This is a genomic window from Pantoea sp. B65 (genome assembly GCF_047308185.1).
In the GTDB taxonomy this organism is placed as follows: Bacteria; Pseudomonadota; Gammaproteobacteria; order Enterobacterales; family Enterobacteriaceae; genus Erwinia.
The window spans coordinates 1-24,227 of sequence record NZ_JAHXPU010000037.1 but is presented as its reverse complement, the minus strand read 5'-3'; the positions used below and the strand labels follow the sequence as shown (position 1 = coordinate 24,227).

Sequence of the window (24,227 nt, the reverse complement as noted above, 5' to 3'; positions counted from 1 at the left end):
GCTAATGACGTGGAACAGAGCAGTAACAAAACCGCAGATATAATTTGCCAGGCGCTGAGCGAGAGAATTCAGCGCGGTGAATTTGCCGCACAAGGTCGGCTGCCGGGCGAGCGCCTGCTGAGCGAACAGTTTTCCACCACGCGGATTACGCTGCGTGAAGCCCTCGGACAACTGGAAGCGCAGGGTTTGATCTATCGTGAATTACGCCGCGGCTGGTTTATCTCATCGCCGCGGCTGGTGTATAACCCGCTACACCGCAGTCACTTCCATGCCATGGCCGAACGCCAGGGACGCGCGGCGCAGACCGAAGTGATCGATGCGCACCCGGTCAGCGCCAGCAGTATGCTGGCAGAAAAGCTGGCTATCGCGGAAGGTGATGAGGTGTACCGTATTCGTCGTCTGCGCCGCATTGATGGCCGCGCGGTACTGTACGTCGAACACTATCTTAATCCGCGCTATTTCCCCAATCTGCTTAATCTGGATTTAACCCAGTCACTGACCGATCTCTATCTGACGCGTTATGACATCCGTTACGGCCGCGTGCGTTTTACCATACTGCCCGGCCCGCTACCGGCTCTGGCGGCGCCGTTGCTGAAAGTGGCGACCGGCAGTCCGGCGCTATTTATTACCCGTATCAACCGCGATCAGCACGATCGTATTATCGACTGTGACTGTGAATACTGGCGTTACGATGCGTTATGTGTCGATGTCGAGGCGCAGGGGATCAGCTGAATGCTTGTCGCGGTGGAGAACGTTGTCTCCCCACCGTCTGCGTTGTCGCGGGTCGCTGCCTGGGTTAGCTTCTCAGCTAATATGTTCAGCTTTTGCCAGGAACGTTTTGACTTCCTGTAGCAGAATATCACCTAATGAGTGGATATCCTGTGCTGCTATACCGGTCCCCTGCTCATTGCTATCCAACGCTCGCGCCTGTAATGCCAGCGCTGCGGCGTCAATCATCGAAGAATTGGACTCAGGCAGTAATTGCAACAGGCTGGCACTGCTAACCCTGAGTTTACCGCCAGCCATATGCTCAAGGGCGATATTATCGTGTGGTGCCCAATAGGCGTTATACTGCCTCTCTCCTACCCGCTGGATCACCGCCGCCGGGCGATCGGAACGCATAATTTGTTGCGCACTATGATTTATGCCTTCCCCCGGTAGATAATCATAGACCTCAACGACGGTATGCTTCTCATCAGTGATAATCAGATAGCCTCTGGTGGCGAGAAATAACTCGCTTTGGGCGATCAGGTGGGGCAGCAACTTGTAGCTCTCCGCATCCCAGGCCTGTTGATTATCAATATTCTGCGCCAGCCAGCGCATGCGTCCGATATCATTGCTGGACGTCATTAATATTTTCAGCGTGTTCCGCCCCAACGCCGTCAGGCGCGGAAGTTCCCATGAGTGTGCAATAAGCCCTAAATCCAGTAACTTATTGACTATCGTAATATCCGGCAGCAAATCAGCGGGATAGTTAACCGGGTCGTTAATATGCTTCATCAGATTAATTAGCGCATCACGGTCAGGGTTCTCCATGGCGGTTATTTCCCTCACCACCTGATGATCAGGCTGATTGGTGGTCTTTTTCTGCGCTCTCACGCGCTCTAATTGTTCTGCTATCTCGTTTACATGCGGCACCGGGCGATCCCCGGGTAGCGCCAGCGGCAGCAGTTGATTAACCCGTGCCAATTCCCGCAACACCTCCTTTGCCCCCTGCAGCAGTTGCGCAACCTCAACGTTGCTCTCTCTGGCCATCTTTTCCACCACCTGCTGATTATTGATCGGATAGCCCTGCAGACAGGCCACAGCCATCAGTCTTCTTTCAAACGACAGAGCGCTATAAGCGGTATTATTGATATTCTTCAGCCAGACCTGATTGGTTTCCGCCATCAGATTGAGACAGATATTTTTTATCTCCAGATCTGATTTGCCGATAAACTCTACCGCAGAAATTCTGTTGGTGCTTTCCAGCGAATTAACTAAAACCGACATTTGTTGTGCTGCTGAGTGTGGGCCTGGGAAAGACCGCGTGGATTTTTTTGCCAGTTGCGATCTTGCCCCCGGCATATGCTGCACAGTCTTCACCGGCGGCATCTGTAATGACGCCTGAGTACTCGTCGCCGATGCGCCGAATCCCCGGGGAAGATGTGTGCCAGTCGCCGACGGCATCATCGGCATCATCGGTGGCGGCGCGTGATAATTATGATCTGAATATGAATATGAATATGGGTACCCACCCGTGAAGGTACGGCTCAGGCTAAGCTGCCGGCTGGCGGAACCCTTAACAGCGGAGGGCGATGGTAAAGTTAATTGCTGCGGGATATTGCTGACAAAACGCAGCGATGGCATACCATTACCAGAAGCGGGGGAGCTGGTGGCAATGGGGGCAATGCTGGAAGTGGTAGAAGTGGTGGAAACAATAGCGCTATCGACCATGATACTTTTCTCTCCTTGATGCGGGATCATGCAACTAATAACAGGTGGATGTTGATCAGGTTACGCAGGAAAAACCCCGGGCATGACGCACAGACTAACAATATTAGTCAGACCACAGCTGGCCCGGGCTGAGTGATTAAACTGAATCATATCTATTTTATTAATCATCCGGCAGCTGCCATCCCTATTAATAACATCCGCAACAATATCATTTCACTTCCGGTTATATCATTATCAGTCATTATACTTTTAGCCGGCTCCCTGCTTTAGCACTATTAATAATGACCAAAATCATATCAGCAGCATCCGCATTACAGTTATTAAAAAAACGCCAAATCCCGTCTCAATTATTGTTGCCCCTCTCACTGCCAAGGTAACATTTTATGCCGTCTCATTTCCGCAGGCTGCGGATTGCGGGACAGAATCTGGCGGGTGTCAGCATGTACGATTAAACCTGCCCGGTTGAAACAACAAAAAAATTTAAGGACAAATTTATGCCGAACATCAAGCCTCTGCCAGATAGCATCACCGACATGCCATGGTGGAGCAGACAAATTGAGTATGGCAAGCCAGTAACCACACCCTGGGGAAAATTACCAATAGGGGCATCCAATACCCCGGCAACCATCACCCTGGCGAACCTTACGGGCCCGTTTACCTTACCGCCCGATGCCCGGCATTTTCTGGCTGGTAACAGCGTCTGCGGCTGCAAACATCCTGACAGAGTGCTTAACCAGGAGCGGAACAACAACCCATTTTCCACTGATTATACCCGGCCGGACCAGCCAATATCCGCCGAAAAAACGGACCAGGCTGCCATTATCAAGACTCTCCATTTTGGTCCTTATATTACCGGCCATTTACTTCCGGTGGCAGAAATTCTGATAAAATCAGACAACCCGATGGTAAAATCCGCGGGCGAGCAGGCCCAAAAAATCGGATATCAGAAAGATGATCTGCAAAAGCAGCTGCGCACCAGAGCAAACGATGCCCTCAATAAAATACAGGCTGAGTTTGATGTGGAAGTCAGCCAGGTTTCAGATGAATATCTTCGATCGCTATTTGGTACTATCGGTGCCATTTGTGATCCCAGGCCTCGTGATTTATATGAATTCCATGCCACCATGTTAGAATACCTTGCGGACAGGAAATATCAGGAGTTATTTGCTCATATTCATTCGAATGCCAACTTATATTACTTCCTTAACAGCACTGAGTTTGGCCGCAGCGTACTGACCGAAGTCAGAAACACCTTTCCGCTGACCGGACCGGTGACATTTATACCCCCCCAGCAGTCCGCGTTACTGGATAAAATAGCAGCATTCTGCACACCAATATATGGCGAGTACTTCCATCAAATATGCGACATAAATTTAACCGGGAAAACCGCCATTCAAATTGTTAACTGCCTGCTGGGAAATAAAGGAATAGAAGAAAATTTAACCAGAAGTGATTTTGGCAAAAAAATATGGCATGAACTAAAAAACTACCCACTCTATTTCAAGACACTGAGATCAAGAAGTGTACTGGAAAGCATGGCCTCGGAGATCGATACCTATTTAGCCACCCTTGAAAGATTAGATAACCTTACCGGCTTTCAGCGTGTATTCTCCTTCTTTAAACGAAAAATCACTGAAATCCAGCTCAGATATAAATATGATGAAATAAAATTTGAGTCCTTAAAACCTACCATAATTCTCTACCGGGATAGCTTTTTTGGTACGTTAAGGAATATTCAGCGATGTGGCGTCGACCGCACCTTACAGAGTTTATTAGGTAAAAATCACCCATTGCAAAAGGCTATCGTAGAGGCTCTTAATCTGGAAAACCTGGCGGAAGAGGTTGCACCGCAGTTGCTATTAAGTTCACCCGATTGCCGGCAGTTTGTCAGCAGTGCTTATGCATTAACCATTTGCGATATTTTCACTAAAAATATCAGCGAGCTGTCTAATAAGCTTTATCAGGAGATCCGCCAGGTCTATTCATCAACGGTTGACGTAGAGTCGACGCTGAACCAGCTGAATTTTAAAGATAAAGAAGTCCAGGCACTGATGTTAGCGGCCTGCAATTTTTTGCCGCCACATCTCAGCTGGCAGGATATTCAGCGCGCGCTGAGTTCACTGTCAAATCTGTATGCCAGTCGCCATACGATGCCATCCGATGGCGCTGGCAGAAGGCGCGATTATATTAATAACTTCCGGCAATGGAGCGGTCCATACTCGGCGTTTATGGATAGTGACACCATTAATCAAATCGTCAACGTCTGTTTTAATACCTGGGGACATAATGAAAAGATAAATAGTATTTACCAGGAACTCTCCGCCACGTTGCGTAACCATCTCTCTCCCAATATTTTGGCTGAAAACTTTCGTCGCAGCATTCTGATTGAACCACATTTCATACGAAAATTAAATATAGACAAGCGACAGTCCCAGAGAATAGAAGATGAAATGATCGGTTATTTATTTTGCCGGGGGAAATATTCCAGCCCGGAACTTAAACAAGCCAGATTTAACCTTGAGGTAGCCAGCATCCTGAATTTACTCCCCAATAAACTGGCCTACGATCTGGACAGGATTAACCTTTCCACCGCCCATTACCAGGAGAAACACCGCAGTGAAAATGACAATCTACTCACTGCTGAGCATATGGAAACACTCGATCACATTGGTTTACTTTTTATCGAATCCCATGCGATGTTAAATAACCTGGTGGTCACCAAGGATAATCTTGAAGCGCTAAAAATACTGTTTTCCCGTAATGATCGGGTTATCAAACATATTGATAAAATCACTCACTTAATGAATGAGTTAATTTATGGAGGCGGCAGCACCATTGAGGAGTTCAGGGAAGAGGTGCGAGTTTTTTTTAATCGCCACGAAGTGCAGGAAATCTATAATATGCCAACAAAAATATTCAATAATCAGCTGGATGAGATAAAAAAACTGCTATTAACAGTTCCGCTGACCAGCGTCGCTGAATTTTTTACAACGATCAGTGATCTGGGCATTACTTTATCAGCCGAAAGTCAGAAAAAAATAGCGGAAGCCATCGACATTATGTCGGACGGTGAGGATATTACCCTCGAAGAGAGAACCAGTAGGGTGCTGTCCAGCCTGCTGCATGAGCAGTTTCTCTCGGGAAACATAACTACGCCGCAAAAAACATTTTACGGTCAGTCGCATGAGTTCCTGCATGAGCTGACAAAAAAACTGCGGGAGGACATGGAGAAGTTAATTAATACTGAAGTTGAACGTCTTCTTGGGCCGCTTTGCGATACCTCTTCTGAAAATTCGGCGTATATTAAAGCCGCCTGCCAGTTTATTAGCGACCCTGAAGCAGGTAAAATATTACCTGGTATTAATGCCTCATTTCAGAAATCAGGCCGGGGAACCGACCCGCGGAAACTGACACCTGACGAAGCCGTTACACTGCGGGCATCTTTGCATACTTTATTATCTAATGGCGTGACCGATGCTAATCCCGATATTGATGCGATGATCGGATACCTGCGCAGCACACGCACCTGTCAGTTTCTCCATTCATTAGCAGCACTAAATTACTGGTATAACTTTCTGAGACTACAACGTAAAAAATATCAGGAGGCGGGTAGCGATGACTTGCGAAAAAATATTATCAGTCAGATTTATACGCGGGTCAGTGAGATAAACCCCCACCCACTGCTTCCCACGGTGACGCCGGATCATATTACCTCAGCAAAAGATTTTATCCAGTCGACCGACGCGTCCCTCAGCATCTCAAAGACCATTATGTATCATGTCACCATGCTGAATATTTATCTGGAGGATATTAAACGCGAACATAATGAGGTGCTGTCGCTGGAGTACAGAAGACACTGTGAAGAGATACAGAGAGAGTATGATCTGGCAATGGTCATCTATGGCAATGATTGCATCCAGCAGGAATACCGCGCACGTAAGGCAACAGAAGATTTCCTGAAAACCTGCGGCGGGCTGACTGACGAACGGCAATATAAATATGAGCTGAGAGAGTGGAAGGGAGAAATTTATGAAGATATAAAGATAAATATTCTGGAGAATGAGCGGCTGAAAGATGAATGGCTTAATGAAAAATTATATGTTATTTGCGAAGTCACGAGTGAGGTAAACAGCAGGCTTGCCGGCGGTAATCAACTCACGGTGACCACCGAAGGCTCCCCGGCCGGCTTCAGACGCCAGGTTATTATGGATAAAAATGTCGCCACCACCCAACAACGTTTCGCCGTCCCCATTCGCCGTAAAGATCTTATCGAAGCGTACAAAAACGAACGCTACTTTTATGATCCCACTAAGCTGGTAAAGGGGAAAATAACGCAGCAATTAGGCCATATGCCAACCACTAACTATGCTGAGCTGGCCGAAATCAGAGAATTTACCTTACAAAATGAATTAGGTATTTTAGAACTTACCGATTTGTTACGCATTAAGGTGCAGGGGAAAAGAGACTACCAGGTCATTGATATTTTAGCTAAAAATAAACAGGGCTACCCACTGCATTACCCGGCGGCGTATGATTGCGCCGCCAGGGCCAGAGAGTTCAGAGATATGTATTTTCCCGGATTTACCGGGCGCTTTAATGATTTTTCTCCGGGCCTCAATAATCTGCTCAATTCACTACCCTCTGCTACTGCTGCGCGCGGGTCTGATTTCCCACCACCACCACCAGCGCCAACCGCGCCAATGGCAACCAGCCAGGCCGGGCCATCAGGGTTATTAGCCAGACCAATACCCGCGCTACTGACACCGATGCCATCCGCCCCGCCACAGGCGCAGGATTTCCCCGCCGGAGAGCGGGCAGCAACAGGGGCGCAACCCTCAACCTCAGCCCGCCAGCAACCACCAGCGTTTATTAGTCTGCTGGCAGAAGGTCCGGCAAGTCCTGCCGCTAATGCGCGGCGACAAATTAAGCCGGGGGTGGCCACGCCCACCCCGCCACCACCCCAGCCAGTCATCCGGACACACTATCGGGTGATCAATCAGCGAGGAACATTATTCGAGCTGGCAGCGAAAAATTCCACTCAACAGCCCCGGAAAACGCTGACCACGCAGTCAAAGCCAGATAGTTTTGCGACGGTAATGGCCCGGCTGAAAGCAGAACAGCAACCGGCCAGCCTGCAGGATAATAAGATCATCACCCGCGGTCTCGATCAACGCTGGGCCAACAGTGCAACAGCCGGTGTTAATCTGATGCCTCGCTGCAGCGAGGCATTGCTTAGTCAGACATTGCCAGAAATACAGACCGCGGCGGCGGCGCTTGAAAACTTTACCGCAGTGGAAATCAGTTCACGGGCCACCGGCACAGATTATTTTGATTGTCTGATCATCTCGCTGGTTCTGCATATGAAGCCGGGCTTCCCCCCTGATGACCCCTATATTCTGTCACTGGTGCGCTATTATCGTTCCGCGCTGGTGATAAAGGGCTGGACCGCTCCGCCCTTAAACGAAGAACAGCGGGAACAATATAGCAATATTATTGGCTACAAGCCGGTTCACACCCCGGGCGCGATGGTGTTCAAAAGTCTTGCATCATTTACCCTGATTGACGCTATCAATGCCGATCTGAAACGCGACAGGAAATTACCGCTGCGGGTCGTTGTTCACGAAATGGTGCAACTTAATGATACACCCCAACCGCTTGAACTGACCGAAGCCTACGGGCCGCCAGAGGGTCGCGAAGTCCATATTTTACAACAGGGAGAGCATTTTAAACCGTTAGTGCCACGTGTGCGGATCAGCGCGTAGTGGCGGCTGGGGCAAATTATTGACACGGGCGGCATAAATGCCGCCCCGACGGTTGATGAGGATTAATCGGCGTCATAGCCAAGGTTTGGCGCCAGCCAGCGTTCAACTTCGCTGACCGACATGCCTTTCCGCGCGGCGTAATCTTCGATCTGATCGCGCTGCAACTGCGCGACGGCGAAATATTTACTGTCGGGATGGCTGAAATACCAGCCGGCAACCGCCGCCCCAGGCCACATGGCAAAGGATTCGGTCAGCTTCATACCGGTGCGGGTTTCCACATCCAGCAACTGCCAGATAGCGGCCTTCTCGGTATGCTCCGGACAGGCCGGATAGCCAGGCGCCGGACGGATCCCCTGATAGTTTTCGCGGATCAGCTCTTCATTACTGAGGTTTTCATTGGCGGCATAGCCCCAGATCACTTTACGCACCCGCTCATGCAGGTATTCGGCAAAGGCTTCGGCCAGACGATCGGCCAGCGCTTTCACCATGATTTTATTGTAATCATCGTGCTGCGCATCATATGCATCAGCCAGCGCATCCTCTTCCAGACCACCGGTCACGGCAAAAGCGCCCAGATAATCGGCGATACCGCTGGATTTTGCCGCGACAAAATCCGCGAGGCAGTAGTTGGCGAACCCGGTTTTTTCCGTCTGCTGGCGTAAATGGTGACTCACCTGTAGCACGTGGGAACGGGATTCATCCTGGTAAATTTCGATATCATCACCGACACGGTTGGCCGGGAAAATCCCCACCACACCGCGCGGATTGAGCGCGCCCTGACTGTGCAGCTGATCCAGCATCGCATTGGCATCGGCAAACAGGCGCTTCGCCTCTTCACCCACCACCTCATCTTCCAGGATTCGCGGATATTTGCCCGCCAGCGACCAGGTCATAAAGAATGGCGTCCAGTCAATGTAGTTGCGTAACGTATCGATGCTGGCGGTCACCGTACTGACGCCGGGGCGATGGGCCACCGGCGGCGTATACTGTTCCCAGTCAAAGGAGAAATCGTTATCACGTGCCGCCTGCAGCGTCACCGGCGGTGTCCGCGGCTTCTTCCGTCCATGCTGAATACGCACCGTGTCGTACTCTTTGCGCGTGCGTGCCACAAACTCATCATATTGCGTGGCGGACAACAGGGCCGATACCACGCCAACGGAACGGGAAGCATTCTGCACATACACCGTCGGGCCACTGTAGTTCTGTTCGATTTTCACCGCGGTGTGCGCTTTTGAAGTGGTGGCGCCGCCAATCAGCAGCGGTATGGTGAACCCCTGACGCTCCATCTCTTTCGCTACGTTAACCATCTCATCCAGCGATGGCGTAATCAGGCCGGAAAGACCGATAATATCGGCGTTCACTTCCCGCGCGGTTCGCAGGATCTTCTCGCCAGGCACCATCACGCCGAGATCGATAATTTCGTAGTTATTACACTGCAACACCACCCCGACAATGTTTTTGCCGATGTCATGCACATCGCCTTTTACCGTCGCCAGCACGATTTTGCCATTGGTCTGCCCCTTCTCCTTACTGGCTTCGATCCAGGGTTCCAGATAAGCCACCGCCTGCTTCATCACCCGCGCCGATTTCACTACCTGCGGCAGGAACATTTTACCCTGGCCAAACAGATCGCCGACCACATTCATCCCGGCCATCAGTGGCCCTTCAATCACTTCGATAGGACGCACGGTTTTCTGGCGCGCTTCTTCGGTATCCGCTTCAATAAATTCGGTGATGCCTTTCACCAGCGAGTATTCAAGGCGTTTTTCCACTTCCCAGCTGCGCCATTCGGCCTGCTGTTTGTTGCTTTCATCGTCAGATTTGCTGCCGCGATATTTTTCCGCCAGATCCAGTAAACGTTCGGTACTGTCATCGCGACGGTTCAGCACCACATCTTCCACCGCATCACGCAGTTCCGCCGGCAGGTCGTCGTAAATTGCCAGCTGACCAGCGTTCACAATCCCCATATCCATTCCGTTACGAATGGCGTAATAGAGGAAAACCGCGTGAATCGCTTCGCGCACCGGTTCGTTGCCACGGAACGAGAAGGAGACGTTGGAGACGCCGCCGGAGATCATCGCATGCGGCAGTTCGCGCTTAATATCCGCACAGGCGCCGATAAAGTCCTGCGCATAGTTATTGTGCTCTTCGATACCGGTTGCCACCGCGAAGATATTCGGGTCAAAAATAATATCTTCCGGCGGAAAGCCCACCTCTTCCGTCAGGATCTGATAGGCACGGCGGCAGATTTCGATTTTGCGCGCACGGGTATCCGCCTGGCCCACTTCATCGAACGCCATGACGACCATTGCCGCGCCATAACGACGCACCAGCTTCGCATGGTGGACAAAGGCTTCCACTCCCTCTTTCATCGAGATGGAGTTAACAATCCCTTTCCCCTGAATACATTTCAGCCCTTTCTCGATCACTTCCCATTTCGAGGAGTCGATCATAATCGGCACCCGCGCAATATCGGGTTCACCGGCAATCAGATTAAGGAAACGCACCATCGCCGCTTCGGCGTCGAGCATCCCCTCATCCATATTGATATCAATAATCTGTGCGCCGCTTTGTACCTGCTGCAGCGCCACTTCCAGCGCCTCGTTATATTTCTCTTCTTTAATCAGCCGTTTAAACTTCGCCGAACCGGTAACGTTAGTACGTTCGCCAACGTTAACAAACAGCGACTCGGCGGTAATATTCAGCGGTTCAAGGCCGGACAGGCGGCAGGCCACCGGCAAGGTCGGCAGCTGACGCGGGGCCACCCCGTCCACCACCGCGGCAATCGCGGCGATATGTTCCGGCGTGGTGCCACAGCATCCGCCAACAATATTCAGGAAACCCGCCTGCGCCCATTCGCCAATCTGTTCGGCCATGGTGGCGGCATCAAGATCGTATTCGCCAAAGGCGTTCGGCAAACCGGCGTTCGGGTGCGCGGTGACATAACACTCCGCCAGTCGCGACAGCTCCGCCACATACTGACGCAGTTCGTCAGGACCCAGCGCACAGTTAAGGCCAAATGACAGCGGCTGCGCATGGCGCAGGGAGTTATAAAAGGCTTCGGTGGTCTGGCCGGAGAGCGTACGTCCGGATGCATCGGTGATAGTGCCGGAGATCATTAGCGGCAGGTCAACACCCAGCGCTTCAAACTCGGTCTGTACCGCAAAGATCGCCGCTTTGGCGTTCAGGGTATCAAACACCGTTTCGATCATAATCAGATCGGCGCCACCCGCCACCAGCGCACGCGTCGATTCGCGATAGGCTGCCACCAGCTGATCAAAGGTAACGTTACGGAATGCCGGGTCGTTAACATCCGGCGAAATAGAACAGGTACGGTTAGTCGGCCCGAGAACCCCCGCCACATAACGCGGACGATCCGGGGTTTTGGCGGTCCACTCGTCGGCACAGGCGCGTGCCAGTTTCGCCGCCACCAGGTTAATCTCCGCCGACAGCGACTCCATATGGTAATCCGCCATGGCAATGGTGGTGGAGTTGAAGGTGTTGGTTTCCAGAATATCAGCGCCCGCCGCCAGATAGCCGTTATGGATGGCGCTGATGATTTCAGGCTGTGTGAGTACCAGCAGGTCGTTATTGCCCTTCAGATCGCTTTGCCAGTCAGCAAAACGCGCGCCGCGAAAGTCGCTCTCTTCTAACTTATAGCTTTGAATCATTGTGCCCATGCCGCCATCCAGCACCATGATGCGTTTCGCGAGCTGCTGATGCAGCATTTCTGTTCTGTTACTCACTCTCGCCTCTTCACCGTCTTCTCACTGGCTGAAATGCCAGCAGGACATACTGGCACAACTTTTGAACCGGTAAAAGTAACGACGGATGAGACATTTTCAGTTAACCTGCCTGAACTGATCCGACCAGAGCATTGCGCGTTGCAATATTAGTCAGGAAAACGAAAATGATTTCCACATAGTGAAAAATCAAGGAGCCAGATATGGCAACGCCCGTTCCGACCAAACGTGGTAAAAAACCCCGCAGCGCGGCCGCACAGACAGCACAACCTACCGGACAGGTTCAGTCCCTGACGCGCGGTCTGAAGCTGCTGGAGTCGATTGCGGAATCCCACGGCAGCGTGGCGTTAACCGAACTGGCCCAACAATCAGGCCTGCCTAACTCCACCACTCACCGCCTGCTGAGTACCATGCAGCAGCTGGGATTTGTACGCCAGGTCGGCGATTTAGGCTACTGGACCATCGGCGCCCATGCGTTTGTGGTGGGCAGCAGTTTCCTGCAGAGCCGCAACCTGCTGGCGATGGTGCATCCGATGCTGCGAAATCTGATGGAGTCATCCGGCGAAACGGTTAATCTGGCGGTGCTGGATTTAAGCGATCATCAGGCGGTTATTATCGACCAGGTTCAGTGTACTCAGCTGATGCGCATGTCTGCGCCGATTGGCGGTAAATTGCCGATGCATGCTTCCGGCGCAGGGAAAGCCTTTCTCGCCAATCTTAGCGAGCAGCAGGTCACCGAGTTGCTGCACCGCAAAGGGTTGCACTACTACACCCCGCATACCCTGATGTCACCACAAAGCCTGAAGGAGAATCTGGCGCTGGTACGGAAAGCCGGTTATGCCTTTGATGATGAGGAGCATGCGCTTGGCCTGCGCTGCGTCGCCTCCTGCATCTATGATGAGCATGGCGAGCCGTTCGCAGCCATCTCTATCTCCGGCCCGCTATCGCGCATCACCGACGATCGCGTGACCGAAATCGGCGCAATGGTGATTAAAGCAGCGAAGGAGATTACCCGCGAATATGGTGGCAGCAGCGGCCATTAATGCACCGCCGCTGCATTAATGGCTAGCGCCGGCAACCGCATCAACCCCCGCCGCCGGATAGCGTTGCGAAAAACGCTGGCGACGTCGGTAGGCGAAGACGTCTTCAATATGGCCGTCGCGGATCCGCTGCTGCAACCCGCGCCAGTAATCTGCGCGAAACAGCTCGCTGTGCATTTCATCAAACAGCGCCGCGATGGCCGGGTCGCTGCACAGATAGTGACGAAACTCTTGCGGGAACACATCTTCCGGCGCCACGCTATACCAGGGTTCATGGCTCAGCTCATCTTCCGGATAACGAGGCGGCGGAATATCGCGGAAGTTCACCTCGGTCATATAGCTGATTTCATCATAATCATAAAACACCACCCGACCATGGCGCGTAACGCCAAAATTTTTATACAACATATCGCCGGGGAAAATATTCGCCGCCGCCAGCTGCTTCACCGCATTGCCATACTCTTCAATCGCATCACGGCGCTGCTGCGGGGTCCCCTGTTCCAGCCAGATATTGAGTGGCGTCATACGCCGCTCCAGATAGAGATGCTGAATAATCAGCATCTCACCCTGTAGCTCGAGTTTTTCCGGCACTTCACGCTGCAGCTCGGCCAGTAATTCGGCGCTAATACGCGACCTTTCGATGGCAAAATTTTCAAACTCCTGGGTATCCGCCATCCGTCCTACGCGGTCGTGCTCTTTAACCAGCTGATAACACTGCCGCACTCTGGCGGGCGTCACCTCTTTTTGCGGGGCGAAGCGATCTTTAATCACCTTAAATACCCGATCAAAACCCGGCAGAGTAAATACCAGCATCACTAAACCGCGAACCCCTGGCGCCACCACAAACTGATCGTCGGTATTGGCCATATAGTGCAGATACTCGCGATAACTTTCGGTTTTCGCATGCTTCTGGCAGCCAATCGCCATATAGAGTTCAGCGGTGGTTTTACCCGGCAGGATCTCGCGCAGCCATTCCACCAGTGCCGCAGGTAGCGGAGCATAGACCATAAAATAGGAGCGGGCGAAACCGAAAACGATGCTGGCCTCACGTTTGCGCGTGAGACAGGTATCAACCCACAGCTCGCCGGCATCACTGCGGTGAATCGGCAGTAACAACGCGTATACCCCGGATGGCAGACAGAGTTTTGCCACCAGCCAGGCCGCTTTATTACGATAAAACAGCTCATTAGCCACTTTCAACGTCGCCTGCGCCAGTTCCGGCGCGGCAAAGTTTTGCTGCAAATGGGCCATGATATAGCCGATATCGCGCGTCAGATCCTGCCACGGCAAACGCAGAGGTAAATCGCTGAGCAGGCGCTGTAGCAACGGCTGCCAGCCTTTCGCCGCACTGAACTCTTTTGCCAGCGGGCGGGGAATAGTGCGAAAGCGGCGCTCCGGCTGGGAGCTAAAGATAAACAGCCGTTCCGGCGTCAGCGACTGATGATCAAACAGCCGACAGTAGACTGAGTTAAAAAAGCTTTCGGCGATTTCAAAGCGCGGGTAGTCGGGCAGTAAGTCAGTGTAAATGGCTTTAATCCGCATCAGAAAAGCGGCGTCATAGGCCTGATCGCCGGTGATAAAACGCAGCTGTTCCACCACCAGCCCGACATGATGATCGTAGAGATGGATACGCGCTTTCATCGCCTGCTGCACCGCCTGCCAGTCGGCCAGCTCAAAGCGCTGCTGTGCGCCAGCGGTGATTTCAAGAAAACGGCCATATTGCGCGTCAAAGCCCTGCAGGATGGTTTGCGCGATCAGTTTTTCGAGTTGTTGCATCGGCAGCCTCTGGAAAACTGTAAGGGAGCCAGTAATGACTCCCGTTTAATCATTAATGATTAAATTGTTGCTCTTCGGTGGAGCCGGTCAGGGCGGTAACCGACGACACCCCACCCTGGATGATGGTAGTGACGCTGTCGAAATAGCCGGTGCCCACCTCCTGCTGATGCGAGGAGAAGGTGTAACCCTGCTTGATGGCGGCGAATTCCGGCTGCTGCACTTTTTCAACATAGTGGCGCATCCCTTCCCCCTGCGCATAAGCCTGCGCCAGATCGAACATGTTGAACCACATACTGTGGATGCCCGCCAGGGTAATAAACTGATATTTATAACCCATATCGGCCAGCGCCTGCTGGAAGCGCGCGATGGTGCTGTCATCGAGATTTTTCTTCCAGTTAAACGATGGCGAGCAGTTATAAGCCAGCAGCTTGCCCGGAAAACGTGCATGGATGGCATCGGCAAAACGCTGCGCCGCCGCGAGGTCCGGCGTCGAGGTTTCACACCACAGCATATCAACGTAAGGGGCATAGGCCAGACCACGACTGATCGCCTGTTCCACACCGGCACGGGTACGGAAGAAACCTTCAGGCGTACGCTCTCCGGTAATAAACTCGCGATCATACTCATCGCAGTCGGAGGTAATCAGATCGGCGGCATCAGCATCGGTACGCGCAATCAGCACCGTCGGGACATCCATCACATCCGCGGCTAAACGCGCCGCCACCAGTTTCTGAATCGCTTCCTGGGTTGGCACCAGCACCTTGCCGCCCATATGTCCGCACTTTTTCACCGATGCCAGCTGATCCTCAAAATGCACGCCCGCGGCGCCGGCGGTGATCATTGACTTCATCAGTTCAAACGCATTCAGCACGCCGCCGAACCCCGCCTCAGCGTCGGCGATAATCGGCAGAAAATAGTCGGTATAACGCGCATCGCCCGCTTCAATATTGTTTGCCCACTGAATCTGATCGGCGCGGCAGAAAGTGTTGTTAATTCGTTCCACTACCGATGGCACGGAGTTCACCGGATAGAGTGACTGATCGGGATACATGCTGGCCGCCAGATTGGCGTCAGCGGCTACCTGCCAGCCAGAGAGATAGATCGCTTCGATACCGGCTTTCGCCTGCTGCAACGCCTGGCCCCCGGTCAGGGCGCCGAGGCTGTTGATATAGCCCTTTTTCGCCCCGCCGTTCAGCAGCGCCCACAGTTTTTTCGCGCCCTGCTGCGCCAGCGTACAGGCCGGATTCACCGAGCCACGCAGTTTTACCACCTCTGCCGCGCTGTACGGGCGGGTAATGCCTTCCCAGCGTGCATCGCGCCAGGATTGTTCTGTCTGCTGAATCTGTTGGGTACGTGAGGTCATAGTGGATACTCCTTGTTCTCAGGGGATCAGGTGGTAACCTGGCAGCGTCAGAAACTCCACCAGTTCAGTTTCCGTGGTGATGCGCTCCATCAGGCGCGCGGCATCATCAAATCGTCCCTGACAAAAACGCTGGTCGCCCAGCTCTTCCTGAATGACCCGCATCTCTTCGGCCAGCATCTGGCTGAACAGCGCCCGGGTGACTTTCTCACCGTTAGTGAGCGTCTTTTCATGACGGATCCACTGCCAGATCGAGGTGCGGGATATTTCCGCCGTCGCGGCATCTTCCATCAGTCCGTAGATCGGCACGCAGCCATTGCCGGAGATCCACGCTTCGATGTACTGCACCGCCACACGAATATTGGCGCGCATTCCCGCCTCGGTGCGTTCACCTTTGCACGGCTCCAGCAGTTGTTGTGCGCTGATCGGCGCATCTTCTTCGCGCAGAACATCCAGCTGATTCGGTTTATCCCCCAGCGCCTGGTTAAACACCTCCATCACCACATCGGCCAGCCCCGGGTGGGCAATCCAGGTGCCGTCGTGACCATTGGCGGCCTCACGCTGTTTGTCTGCACGGACTTTATTCAGCACCCATGCGTTACGTTCAGCTTCTTTGCTGGGAATAAAGGCCGCCATTCCACCCATAGCAAAGGCGCCGCGCCGGTGGCAGGTTTTAATCAGCAGTCGTGAATAGGCATCAAGGAATCCCTGATCCATCGTTACCGACTGACGATCGGGCAGAACGCGATCGGGATGATTTCTCAGCGTTTTGATATAGCTGAAGATGTAATCCCAGCGGCCGCAGTTCAGCCCGACAATATGATCGCGCAGCTGGTAGAGGATCTCGTCCATCTGGAATACCGCCGGCAGCGTTTCGATCAGCAGTGTCGCTTTGATGGTGCCACGCGGCAGATCGAAACGATCTTCGGTATAGCTGAACACCTCACTCCACCAGGCGGCTTCCTGGAAAGACTGCGTTTTCGGCAGATAGAAATAGGGGCCGCTGCCTTTTGCCAGCAGCGCCCTGACGTTGTGGAAAAAGTAGAGTGCAAAGTCAAACAGGCTGCCGGGGATCGCTTCACCGCGCCATAACACATGCTTTTCCGGCAGGTGCAGACCACGTACCCGGCAAATCAACACCGCAGGATTGGGCTTCAGCTGATAAATTTTTCCGGCTTCGTTGCTGTAGCTAATGGTGCCATTCACCGCATCGCGCAGGTTGATCTGCCCGGCGATCACTTTTTCCCATGACGGCGCCAGCGAGTCTTCAAAATCCGCCATAAATACGTTCACATTGGCGTTCAGGGCGTTGATCACCATTTTGCGTTCCACCGGGCCAGTGATCTCTACGCGACGCTGCTGCAAATCGGCCGGGATGCCGCGAATTTTCCAGTCGCTATTTTTAATGGAATTAGTTTCCGAAATAAAATCCGGAAGTTCACCGCCATCAATTCTGCGCTGAACCAGCGTACGTTCAGCCAGTAGCCCGTTACGACGTGGCGTGAAACGCGTCACCAGCTCGCTGAGAAAATCGACCGCGCCCTCGGTTAGAATCTGTTGTTCCGCGCTGCCAAAGGGCTGGCTGAATGCCAGCTCAGTGCTGATTACTTGTTGTGTCATGCTCGCCCTCTCCTGTTTGATCCCATACCCTCGGGTGCCATCACTATTGCGATCGTCGATCCGATCCGTTTGCTGGCGCTTTTTTGACCCGCAGGATCAAATCATAATCTGATAATTTTCAAAATCAAAAACAATTTCCATTTTTATATTAAAAATGACATAAGAAATTGAAAATAAAAACAATAAAATATGTTAACTAAAAGAAGGTGTTTTCAGATGGAATTTAAGCAGATAAACGACAGCGGAAAGCGGCGCAAAAACCGTGAGGAAACGGGAGTTTTCAGAAACAGGACGGTGAACAAGCCGGGGTTCAGCGGGCCGAAAAGTCTCCGGCCCGCAATAGCAGATTATTCCAGAGTTGGATTCATATGGCGCAGATCGAATGGTGTGATCTGGTAGACGTAATAGTTCAGCCAGTTAGCAAACAACAAATTGCCATGGCTACGCCAGCTGGCGCGCGGTGGCAGTTCAGGATTATCCTGCGGGAAGTAGTTAAATGGCACCTGCGGGTTAAGTCCGGCCTCATAATCACGATGATATTCGCCCGACAGGGTCAGCGCGTCATATTCAGGATGGCCGGTCACAAATGCCAGTCGCTTATCTTTACTGGCAAACAGGTAGGCGCCGGTATGCTCAGATTCGGCGAAAATTTCCAGATCGGTATAGTCACGTAATAGCTGGCTGGGGAAATCGGCGTAACGTGAATGCGGAGCGAGAAAATTGTCATCGAAACCGCGAGTCAGCAGGGCATGCGGATGCAGGGTTTTGTGCTCATAAACGCCGGAAAGCTTGGTTTCCCGCGTCTGTTTCGGAATACCATACAGAATGTTTAATGCCGCCTGTACTGCCCAACAGACAAATAGCGTTGAGGTGACATGCTCTTTTGCCCAGTGCAGCACGCGCTGGATCTGCGGCCAGTAGGCGACGTCGTTAAAATCCACCAGGCCCAGAGGCGCGCCGGTAACGATCAGGCCGTCAAAATTTTCGTTCTGAATATCTTCAAAATTACAGTAGAAGTTATTGAGGTGTTCGGTCGGCGTATTGCGGGATTCGCGTGCGTCGATGCGCAGCAGCTGAATGTCAATCTGCAGCGGTGAGTTGGAGAGCAGACGCAAAAACTGGTTCTCAGTCTCAATCTTTTTCGGCATCAGATTTAATACCAGCACCTTTAGCGGACGGATTTCCTGAGTGCTGGCGCGCGAGGAGGTCATGACAAAGACATTCTCGTTACGCAAGAAACTCACGGCTGGTAATTCATCGGGTACCCTGATTGGCATAACCTGTTTTCCTCACACATACGTTTATACGTTTAGACATCCAGATGCCTGAAGATAGCCTGGCGCTGCAACAAAGTCGAGAGATCATGCCATAGTTGAAAATGTTTCACCTTCACCGCCACGATCTTCAAACATTTCCACAAACGGCAGTGTGACCGAGGTATCGCTGCTGGCATGACGGTAGAGCAGCCAGGTGCGATTTTTTACCGTCTCGCCCGCCACGCTAACCGGCAGATGGAACAGCGTCTCTTCCAGCGGCAGGTAGCTGGAAACAATGGCATACCCCAGCCCGCGTCTCACCATTGCCAGACACACCTCCAGTTTATCCACCGTCATCGCCACACGCGGCGCCAGTGAGTAGTTGGCATTCCACCAACGATCGATCAGCTGGCTGATATGGGGGCCATGATTGATACGAATTTGCGGTAGCCACGGCAACAGGGCGAGATCGATCGACTGATGGCTGATAAGGTAATAGTTGTCCTCTTCTACCAGCCGTTTCCCTTCACGCCAGCCAAAGTCATCTTTTACCAGCGCCAGATGAATCTCTTCCCGCTGGAGTTGCCGAAAGATCGCCTCACTGTAGCCACTGATCAGATTCACACTGATACCCGGGTGCCTGGCACTAAAGCTGGCGAGAATATCCGGTAAACGGTAAGCAGCATAATTACTCGACACACCAATCCGTAGTTCCCCCTGCTGCGGACCATCGAGACTGTGCAGTGTGGTCTTCAGCTGGCGGAAATCACTCAGCATGCTCTCCGCCCGCTGCGCCAGATAGCGGCCCTGGGCACTAAAGACCAATCCACGCGAGCTGTCGTCAAACAGACGAATATCCAGCTTGCGCTCAATCTGTTTCAGACGATAGCTCAATGCCGGCTGTGAGGTATAAAGCTGCTCAGCAGCACGGGTAATATTTTTATGCAGCCACACCGTCCTGACGATCAGCCAGTCTTTTTCATTCATCGCGGGCACCTAACTCTCTGATTATCCTGTAACTATAAAATAATTTTTGCATAAATTATTCAAGTCATAAAAAAGCTCAATTGGGCTTCTGCGTACAAACAGTCTATATCTGGACAATGCCTTAATTTACAACACTTTATATGCACTCGATTGGGGACCCAAAATGACTGAGCGCACCACCTGCGGGCAGAAAGATAAAATTATTTATGCTGTTGAAAAATTAAGCCAGCCGATGACACAGCTGGCTCTGAGCATTCATGCGCGGCCGGAACTCAGTTTCGCCGAGTTTCATTCCGCCCAGGCGCTGATAGCCCCACTCCGTGCGGCGGGTTTCCGCATTGAAGAACAGGTAGCAGGATTAGCGACCGCCTTTCGGGCCAGCTGGCATAGCGGCAAACCCGGACCGCGTATTGCCTTGCTGGCGGAATATGATGCGTTAGCCGGGCTGGGGCATGCCTGCGGGCATAATCTGATCGGTACCGCCTCCGTTACCGCAGCGCTGGCGTTGATCGAGGCCTGTCCTGATATTGCCGGCTGTATTGAAGTCATTGGCACACCGGCCGAAGAAGAGGGCGGTGGTAAAATTATCATGGCTAATCACGGCGTTTTCGACGACGTTGATGCGGTAATGATGTTTCATCCGCGCGAGAAAAATATGGTAACACGCGGCGCGCTGGCCTGTGTTGATGCGCTATTTAAATTCTATGGCAAGGCCTCACATGCCGCCTCCGCCCCGCATCTCGGTATCAGCGCGCTGGATGCGGTTATTCAGACCTTTGTCGGCATTAACGCCCTGCGTCAGTTCTTTACCGACGATGTGCGCGTACACGGCATTATTACTGACGGCGGCAGCGCGACGAATATTGTACCTGCTTATGCCGAAGCCAAATTTCTGCTGCGCGCAGCCAGCGTCGAAGGACTGAAAACCGTGCAACAAAAGGTGTTTGCCGCCGCTCAGGCCGCGGCGCAGATGAGCGGTGCGCGCCTTGAGATTGAAGAAGGGCTGACCTACGCTGAGCGCAATAATAATCTCGCGCTGGCGGCGGGCTTCCAGCGCAATCTGCAACTGCTGGGACTTGAAGTGGTTAACCCACCGCAGAGTGGTGGCGTCGGTTCATCTGATATTGGCAATGTCAGCCAGCTTACCGCTGCGATTCATCCCTATTTGCGCATTGGCGATGTTATCCCCCACACCCCTGAATTTGCCGCCGCCGCCGCCTCTGACGCCGGTACAAATACCATGCTGACAGCCGCCAAAGCGCTGGCCATGACCGCATACGATCTCTGTTATGACGCGACACTGTATCAGACGGTGCGCGCTGAATTTAGCCAATGGAAATCCCGCTCTCAAACCTCCGGAGATACGCACTGATGAAAATAATGAAATTGATCACCTTCGCCACCCTGGCTCTGAGTTGCCACGCCGCGCTGGCGGCCGGTGAAACCCTGCGCGTCGGCGCCGATCTCACCTACCCGCCATTTCAGTTCCGCGATAGCAGTGGCAAGCCAGCGGGTTTCGAAATCGATATTACCAATGCCGTCTGTCAGGCAATGCAGGTAAAGTGCGAGTATGTGGTCAGCAGCTTTGACGCCGAAATTCCTTCGCTGCTGGCGAAAAAAGTCGATTTTATTTCACCGCTCGGCGCCACCGAGAAACGTCGAAAATCGATTGCTTTCAGCGATTTTATCTACCATATCCCGACAAAGTTAGTTGCTCGTAAAGGCAGTAATCTGCTGCCGGATGCCACGGTATTACAGGGTAAACGGATTGCGGTACAGCAGGGATCGATTCAGGAAATGTACGCCAATAAATACTGGGCAACAAAAGGAGTCGATATCGTCATGTATCCCGATCAGGACGTGATTTATCAGGATCTGGCATCAGGTCGCCTCGATGGCGCCTTAAGCCCGGCGGTAGCCGTCACTTACGGCTTCCTGAATAAACCCGAAGGCAAAGACTTTGCGCTGGTCGGCCCGGAAGTGCGTGATGACGTGCTGTTCAGTATTGGTTCTGCCTATGGTATGCGCAAAGAAGATGAGAAAACCCGCAAACTACTGAATGAAGGACTGGCAAAAATTATCGCCGATGGCAGCTGGGAAAAAGTGAAGCAGCACTATTTTGGCGATATCGATATGAAAGTACATCAGCCGGAGCAGGCTCATGCCGCTCAGTGATCTCAATCGCAGCGAGCTTCAGCCACTGATGATGCAACTGCTGAATGAATATCAGCAGCTGCACCGTCTGTCTGGTTCAACAGATGCCGAGCGCAGTGTCGATCTGCTGGCGCAACTGCTGGCAGCACAGGGTATCGTGATCAAGCGTGAACTCTGTTCACTGTTACTCAGCGACCCGCTATCCGGCAGTTTGTCCCTGCCCGCATATCCACAATGGCAATATCCGGCCAAAACACGTTCATTTTCCGCCAGTTGTCCGCAGGGAGTCGAGGCGGAACTATTTTATGATAAGCGCTCGCTGTCGGTGATTGCCGATAATCAGCGCGCGCAGTGGGCCAGCGAAGTACGCGGTAAAATTGTCATTGCCGATCAGGGATTTGAGGATTATGTCCAGCGTCTGGCCGCCGCCGGAGCCGCAGGTTTAGTGCATATCTGGGGCTCAGCTGAACAGGCGCTTCATGAAGAGACCGTTGGTCCGGTTTGGGGATCGCCGGTGCCTGATGATGCGCTGCGTTATCCGCAGCTGCCGGTGATTTCAGTAAACCAGACGGCGGGCCAGGCGTTACTGGCGACACTGTCGCTGCACCCGGCATTAACCGCCCGGCTTACCACTGAAGTACATCAACATGTAGCGGAATGCAGCTTACCGGTGGTCGATATTCCCGGCAGTACGGATGAATTTGTCCTGCTCTCCTCGCATTACGACTCGTGGCATGAAGGCGTCACGGATAATGCGACCGGTAATGCGCTTTGCCTGGCGATGGCAGTTCACTTCCATCAACGGCAGCCGCTGCTGCGAAGAGGCGTGCGGATTGCCTGGTGGCCAGGGCACTCCAATGCCCGCTATGGTGGCTCAACATGGTATGCCGATCGCTACCGCTTACTGCTACAGCGGGGTTGTATTGCTCATATCAATGTTGACTCACCCGGCTGTAAAGATGCCACTCAGCTGGTGATTAATGCCAGTGGCGCAGAAGATATTGCCTTTCTTAATCAGACTATTACACAGGTTAGCGGCCAGCCCGCCAGACGGATTACCCCGCCGGGCAAAGGGGGGGATCAATCCTTTTGGGGCTGCGGTATTCCGCTGCATTTTGCCTTGCGTGAAGAGCCGGAAATGCGCACCACGCAATCACCAGGCAGCGGAGGGGGTTGGTGGTGGCATACGGAAGAGGATACGCTGGATAAACTTGATCAGGAGATCCTGTGGCGTGATTGCCAGATTCATGCGCGCTGGCTGGCGGATCTGCTGGTACGCGATCAACTGCCACATGATCCGCTGCATTATCGGCTATTGCTGATGCAGGCCATCAGCCAGCTGCAAACTGAGCTGGATCCGGCGTTTGATCTCTCACCGCTGGTGCAGGCACTGGAGGATATGGAAAAGGATCTGGTCCGGGCGGTGGCCGGCTGGCAACAGAATACCGGTTACTGGCAGCCGCGGCTCAACCAGATTTTGGGCTTATGGCACCGTATTCGCTACAGCTCGACCGATGATTTTCATTATGATCTGAGTTTTCATGGTGGTGCTTTGCCCGGTTTGCAGCTGCTACGTGGCCAGATGCGGCCGGCAACGACGCCAGAAACCTTTTTGATGATGACGACCCAGTTCTGTCGGCAACGCGATCGGGCGCTTAGCCTGCTGAAGCAGAGTCATCAGATCCTGAAAGTGGGTTTCATTAATGGTTCCAGTGCATAACGCACAGACGCAAAAAAGCCCCATGCGTGAGCATGAGGCTTCTTAACCGGCGGCATAAATGCCACCCTTACAATTTGATGCCTGGCAGTTCCCTACTCTCGCATGGGGAGACCCCACACTACCATCGGCGCTACGGCGTTTCACTTCTGAGTTCGGCATGGGGTCAGGTGGGACCACCGCGCTACAGCCGCCAGGCAAATTCTTTGTGCATAAAACGAATCTTTTGCGCTGCTTCAGCACAAAACCTTTCGTTTCCGCAGATTCTTTATCCGTGAACTGAGCTGAAAATTGTTGTCTCTGTGCTGTTATCAGCACGGGCGGCATGAATGCCGCCCCTACAAACACTCACCAAAACACTTCTGGTGTTGTAAGG

General features: G+C 52.7%; 14 protein-coding genes and 1 rRNA gene. 7 read left to right on the top strand and 8 right to left on the bottom strand.

The genetic code is table 11. From position 1 onward, the window contains the following. Positions 1–9 precede the first annotated feature (9 nt). The gene (locus tag JWF83_RS16625; protein WP_413651523.1) at positions 10–732 is read left to right on the top strand and encodes a UTRA domain-containing protein; all 723 of its coding nucleotides are present in this window, start codon (positions 10–12) and stop codon (positions 730–732) included. 72 nt (positions 733–804) lie between these two features. Here the strand turns inward: JWF83_RS16625 and JWF83_RS16620 are convergent, their stop codons facing one another. After that, positions 805–1,992 carry a hypothetical protein gene (locus tag JWF83_RS16620; protein ID WP_413651522.1) on the bottom strand — a complete coding sequence of 396 codons (1,188 nt, stop codon included), beginning with the start codon at positions 1,990–1,992 and terminating at the stop codon, positions 805–807. A gap of 331 nt (positions 1,993–2,323) precedes the next feature. On the opposite strand from JWF83_RS16620, the gene JWF83_RS16615 reads away from it, so the two are divergent. Then, positions 2,324–2,455: a hypothetical protein gene (locus JWF83_RS16615; RefSeq protein WP_413651521.1), complete on the top strand. Its 132-nt coding sequence runs from the start codon at positions 2,324–2,326 to the stop codon at positions 2,453–2,455. Positions 2,456–2,930: 475 nt separating this feature from the next. Further along, the gene (locus JWF83_RS16610) at positions 2,931–8,198 is read left to right on the top strand and encodes a hypothetical protein (RefSeq protein ID WP_413651520.1); all 5,268 of its coding nucleotides are present in this window, start codon (positions 2,931–2,933) and stop codon (positions 8,196–8,198) included. A gap of 62 nt (positions 8,199–8,260) precedes the next feature. Here the strand turns inward: JWF83_RS16610 and metH are convergent, their stop codons facing one another. After that, positions 8,261–11,944: a methionine synthase gene (metH, locus tag JWF83_RS16605; RefSeq protein WP_413651519.1), complete on the bottom strand. Its 3,684-nt coding sequence runs from the start codon at positions 11,942–11,944 to the stop codon at positions 8,261–8,263. 200 nt (positions 11,945–12,144) lie between these two features. On the opposite strand from metH, the gene iclR reads away from it, so the two are divergent. Beyond that, entirely contained in the window at positions 12,145–12,984 is an 840-nt protein-coding gene (gene iclR / locus JWF83_RS16600) for a glyoxylate bypass operon transcriptional repressor IclR (RefSeq protein WP_413651518.1), read from the top strand. 15 nt (positions 12,985–12,999) lie between these two features. Here iclR and aceK read toward each other — a convergent pair whose 3' ends face one another. From aceK to JWF83_RS16575, 5 genes are all read right to left on the bottom strand, one after another. Next, positions 13,000–14,763 (bottom strand): bifunctional isocitrate dehydrogenase kinase/phosphatase, encoded by a 1,764-nt coding sequence (gene aceK / locus JWF83_RS16595; RefSeq protein WP_413651814.1) that lies wholly within the window; start codon positions 14,761–14,763, stop codon positions 13,000–13,002. 46 nt (positions 14,764–14,809) lie between these two features. Further along, a complete protein-coding gene (gene aceA, locus JWF83_RS16590; protein WP_413651517.1) occupies positions 14,810–16,120 on the bottom strand; it encodes an isocitrate lyase in 1,311 nt (436 codons plus the stop codon). 18 nt (positions 16,121–16,138) lie between these two features. After that, positions 16,139–17,737 carry a malate synthase A gene (aceB, locus tag JWF83_RS16585; protein WP_413651516.1) on the bottom strand — a complete coding sequence of 533 codons (1,599 nt, stop codon included), beginning with the start codon at positions 17,735–17,737 and terminating at the stop codon, positions 16,139–16,141. A 347-nt stretch (positions 17,738–18,084) separates the two neighbouring features. Next, complete coding sequence (metA, locus tag JWF83_RS16580; protein WP_413651515.1) at positions 18,085–19,014, bottom strand: homoserine O-succinyltransferase MetA; 930 nt, start codon at positions 19,012–19,014, stop codon at positions 18,085–18,087. Positions 19,015–19,098: 84 nt separating this feature from the next. Further along, a complete protein-coding gene (locus tag JWF83_RS16575) occupies positions 19,099–19,980 on the bottom strand; it encodes a LysR family transcriptional regulator (RefSeq protein WP_413651514.1) in 882 nt (293 codons plus the stop codon). A 163-nt stretch (positions 19,981–20,143) separates the two neighbouring features. On the opposite strand from JWF83_RS16575, the gene JWF83_RS16570 reads away from it, so the two are divergent. The 3 genes from JWF83_RS16570 to JWF83_RS16560 are packed head-to-tail and all read left to right on the top strand — an operon-like array spanning position 20,144 to position 23,854. Beyond that, a complete protein-coding gene (locus JWF83_RS16570; protein WP_413651513.1) occupies positions 20,144–21,352 on the top strand; it encodes a M20 family metallopeptidase in 1,209 nt (402 codons plus the stop codon). Then, positions 21,352–22,155 (top strand): transporter substrate-binding domain-containing protein, encoded by an 804-nt coding sequence (locus JWF83_RS16565; protein WP_413651512.1) that lies wholly within the window; start codon positions 21,352–21,354, stop codon positions 22,153–22,155. The genes JWF83_RS16570 and JWF83_RS16565 overlap by 1 nt, the downstream gene beginning before the upstream one ends. Further along, on the top strand, positions 22,142–23,854 hold the full coding sequence (locus JWF83_RS16560) for a M28 family peptidase (RefSeq protein WP_413651511.1): 1,713 nt from the start codon (positions 22,142–22,144) through the stop codon (positions 23,852–23,854). Before JWF83_RS16565 ends, JWF83_RS16560 begins: the two co-directional genes overlap by 14 nt. Before the next feature lie 79 nt (positions 23,855–23,933). On the opposite strand, the gene rrf is transcribed toward JWF83_RS16560, so the two are convergent. Then, positions 23,934–24,049: ribosomal RNA gene (gene rrf, locus JWF83_RS16555) — 5S ribosomal RNA — on the bottom strand. Positions 24,050–24,227: the final 178 nt, after the last annotated feature.

Coding starts and splice junctions, on each gene's coding strand:
- aceB (WP_413651516.1), bottom strand. CDS start 17,737: ATGACACAACAAGTAATCAGCACTGAGCTGGCATTCAGCCAGCCCTTT.
- JWF83_RS16570 (WP_413651513.1), top strand. CDS start 20,144: ATGACTGAGCGCACCACCTGCGGGCAGAAAGATAAAATTATTTATGCT.
- iclR (WP_413651518.1), top strand. CDS start 12,145: ATGGCAACGCCCGTTCCGACCAAACGTGGTAAAAAACCCCGCAGCGCG.
- aceA (WP_413651517.1), bottom strand. CDS start 16,120: ATGACCTCACGTACCCAACAGATTCAGCAGACAGAACAATCCTGGCGC.
- metA (WP_413651515.1), bottom strand. CDS start 19,014: ATGCCAATCAGGGTACCCGATGAATTACCAGCCGTGAGTTTCTTGCGT.
- JWF83_RS16565 (WP_413651512.1), top strand. CDS start 21,352: ATGAAAATAATGAAATTGATCACCTTCGCCACCCTGGCTCTGAGTTGC.
- JWF83_RS16575 (WP_413651514.1), bottom strand. CDS start 19,980: ATGAATGAAAAAGACTGGCTGATCGTCAGGACGGTGTGGCTGCATAAA.
- JWF83_RS16610 (WP_413651520.1), top strand. CDS start 2,931: ATGCCGAACATCAAGCCTCTGCCAGATAGCATCACCGACATGCCATGG.
- JWF83_RS16620 (WP_413651522.1), bottom strand. CDS start 1,992: ATGTCGGTTTTAGTTAATTCGCTGGAAAGCACCAACAGAATTTCTGCG.
- JWF83_RS16560 (WP_413651511.1), top strand. CDS start 22,142: ATGCCGCTCAGTGATCTCAATCGCAGCGAGCTTCAGCCACTGATGATG.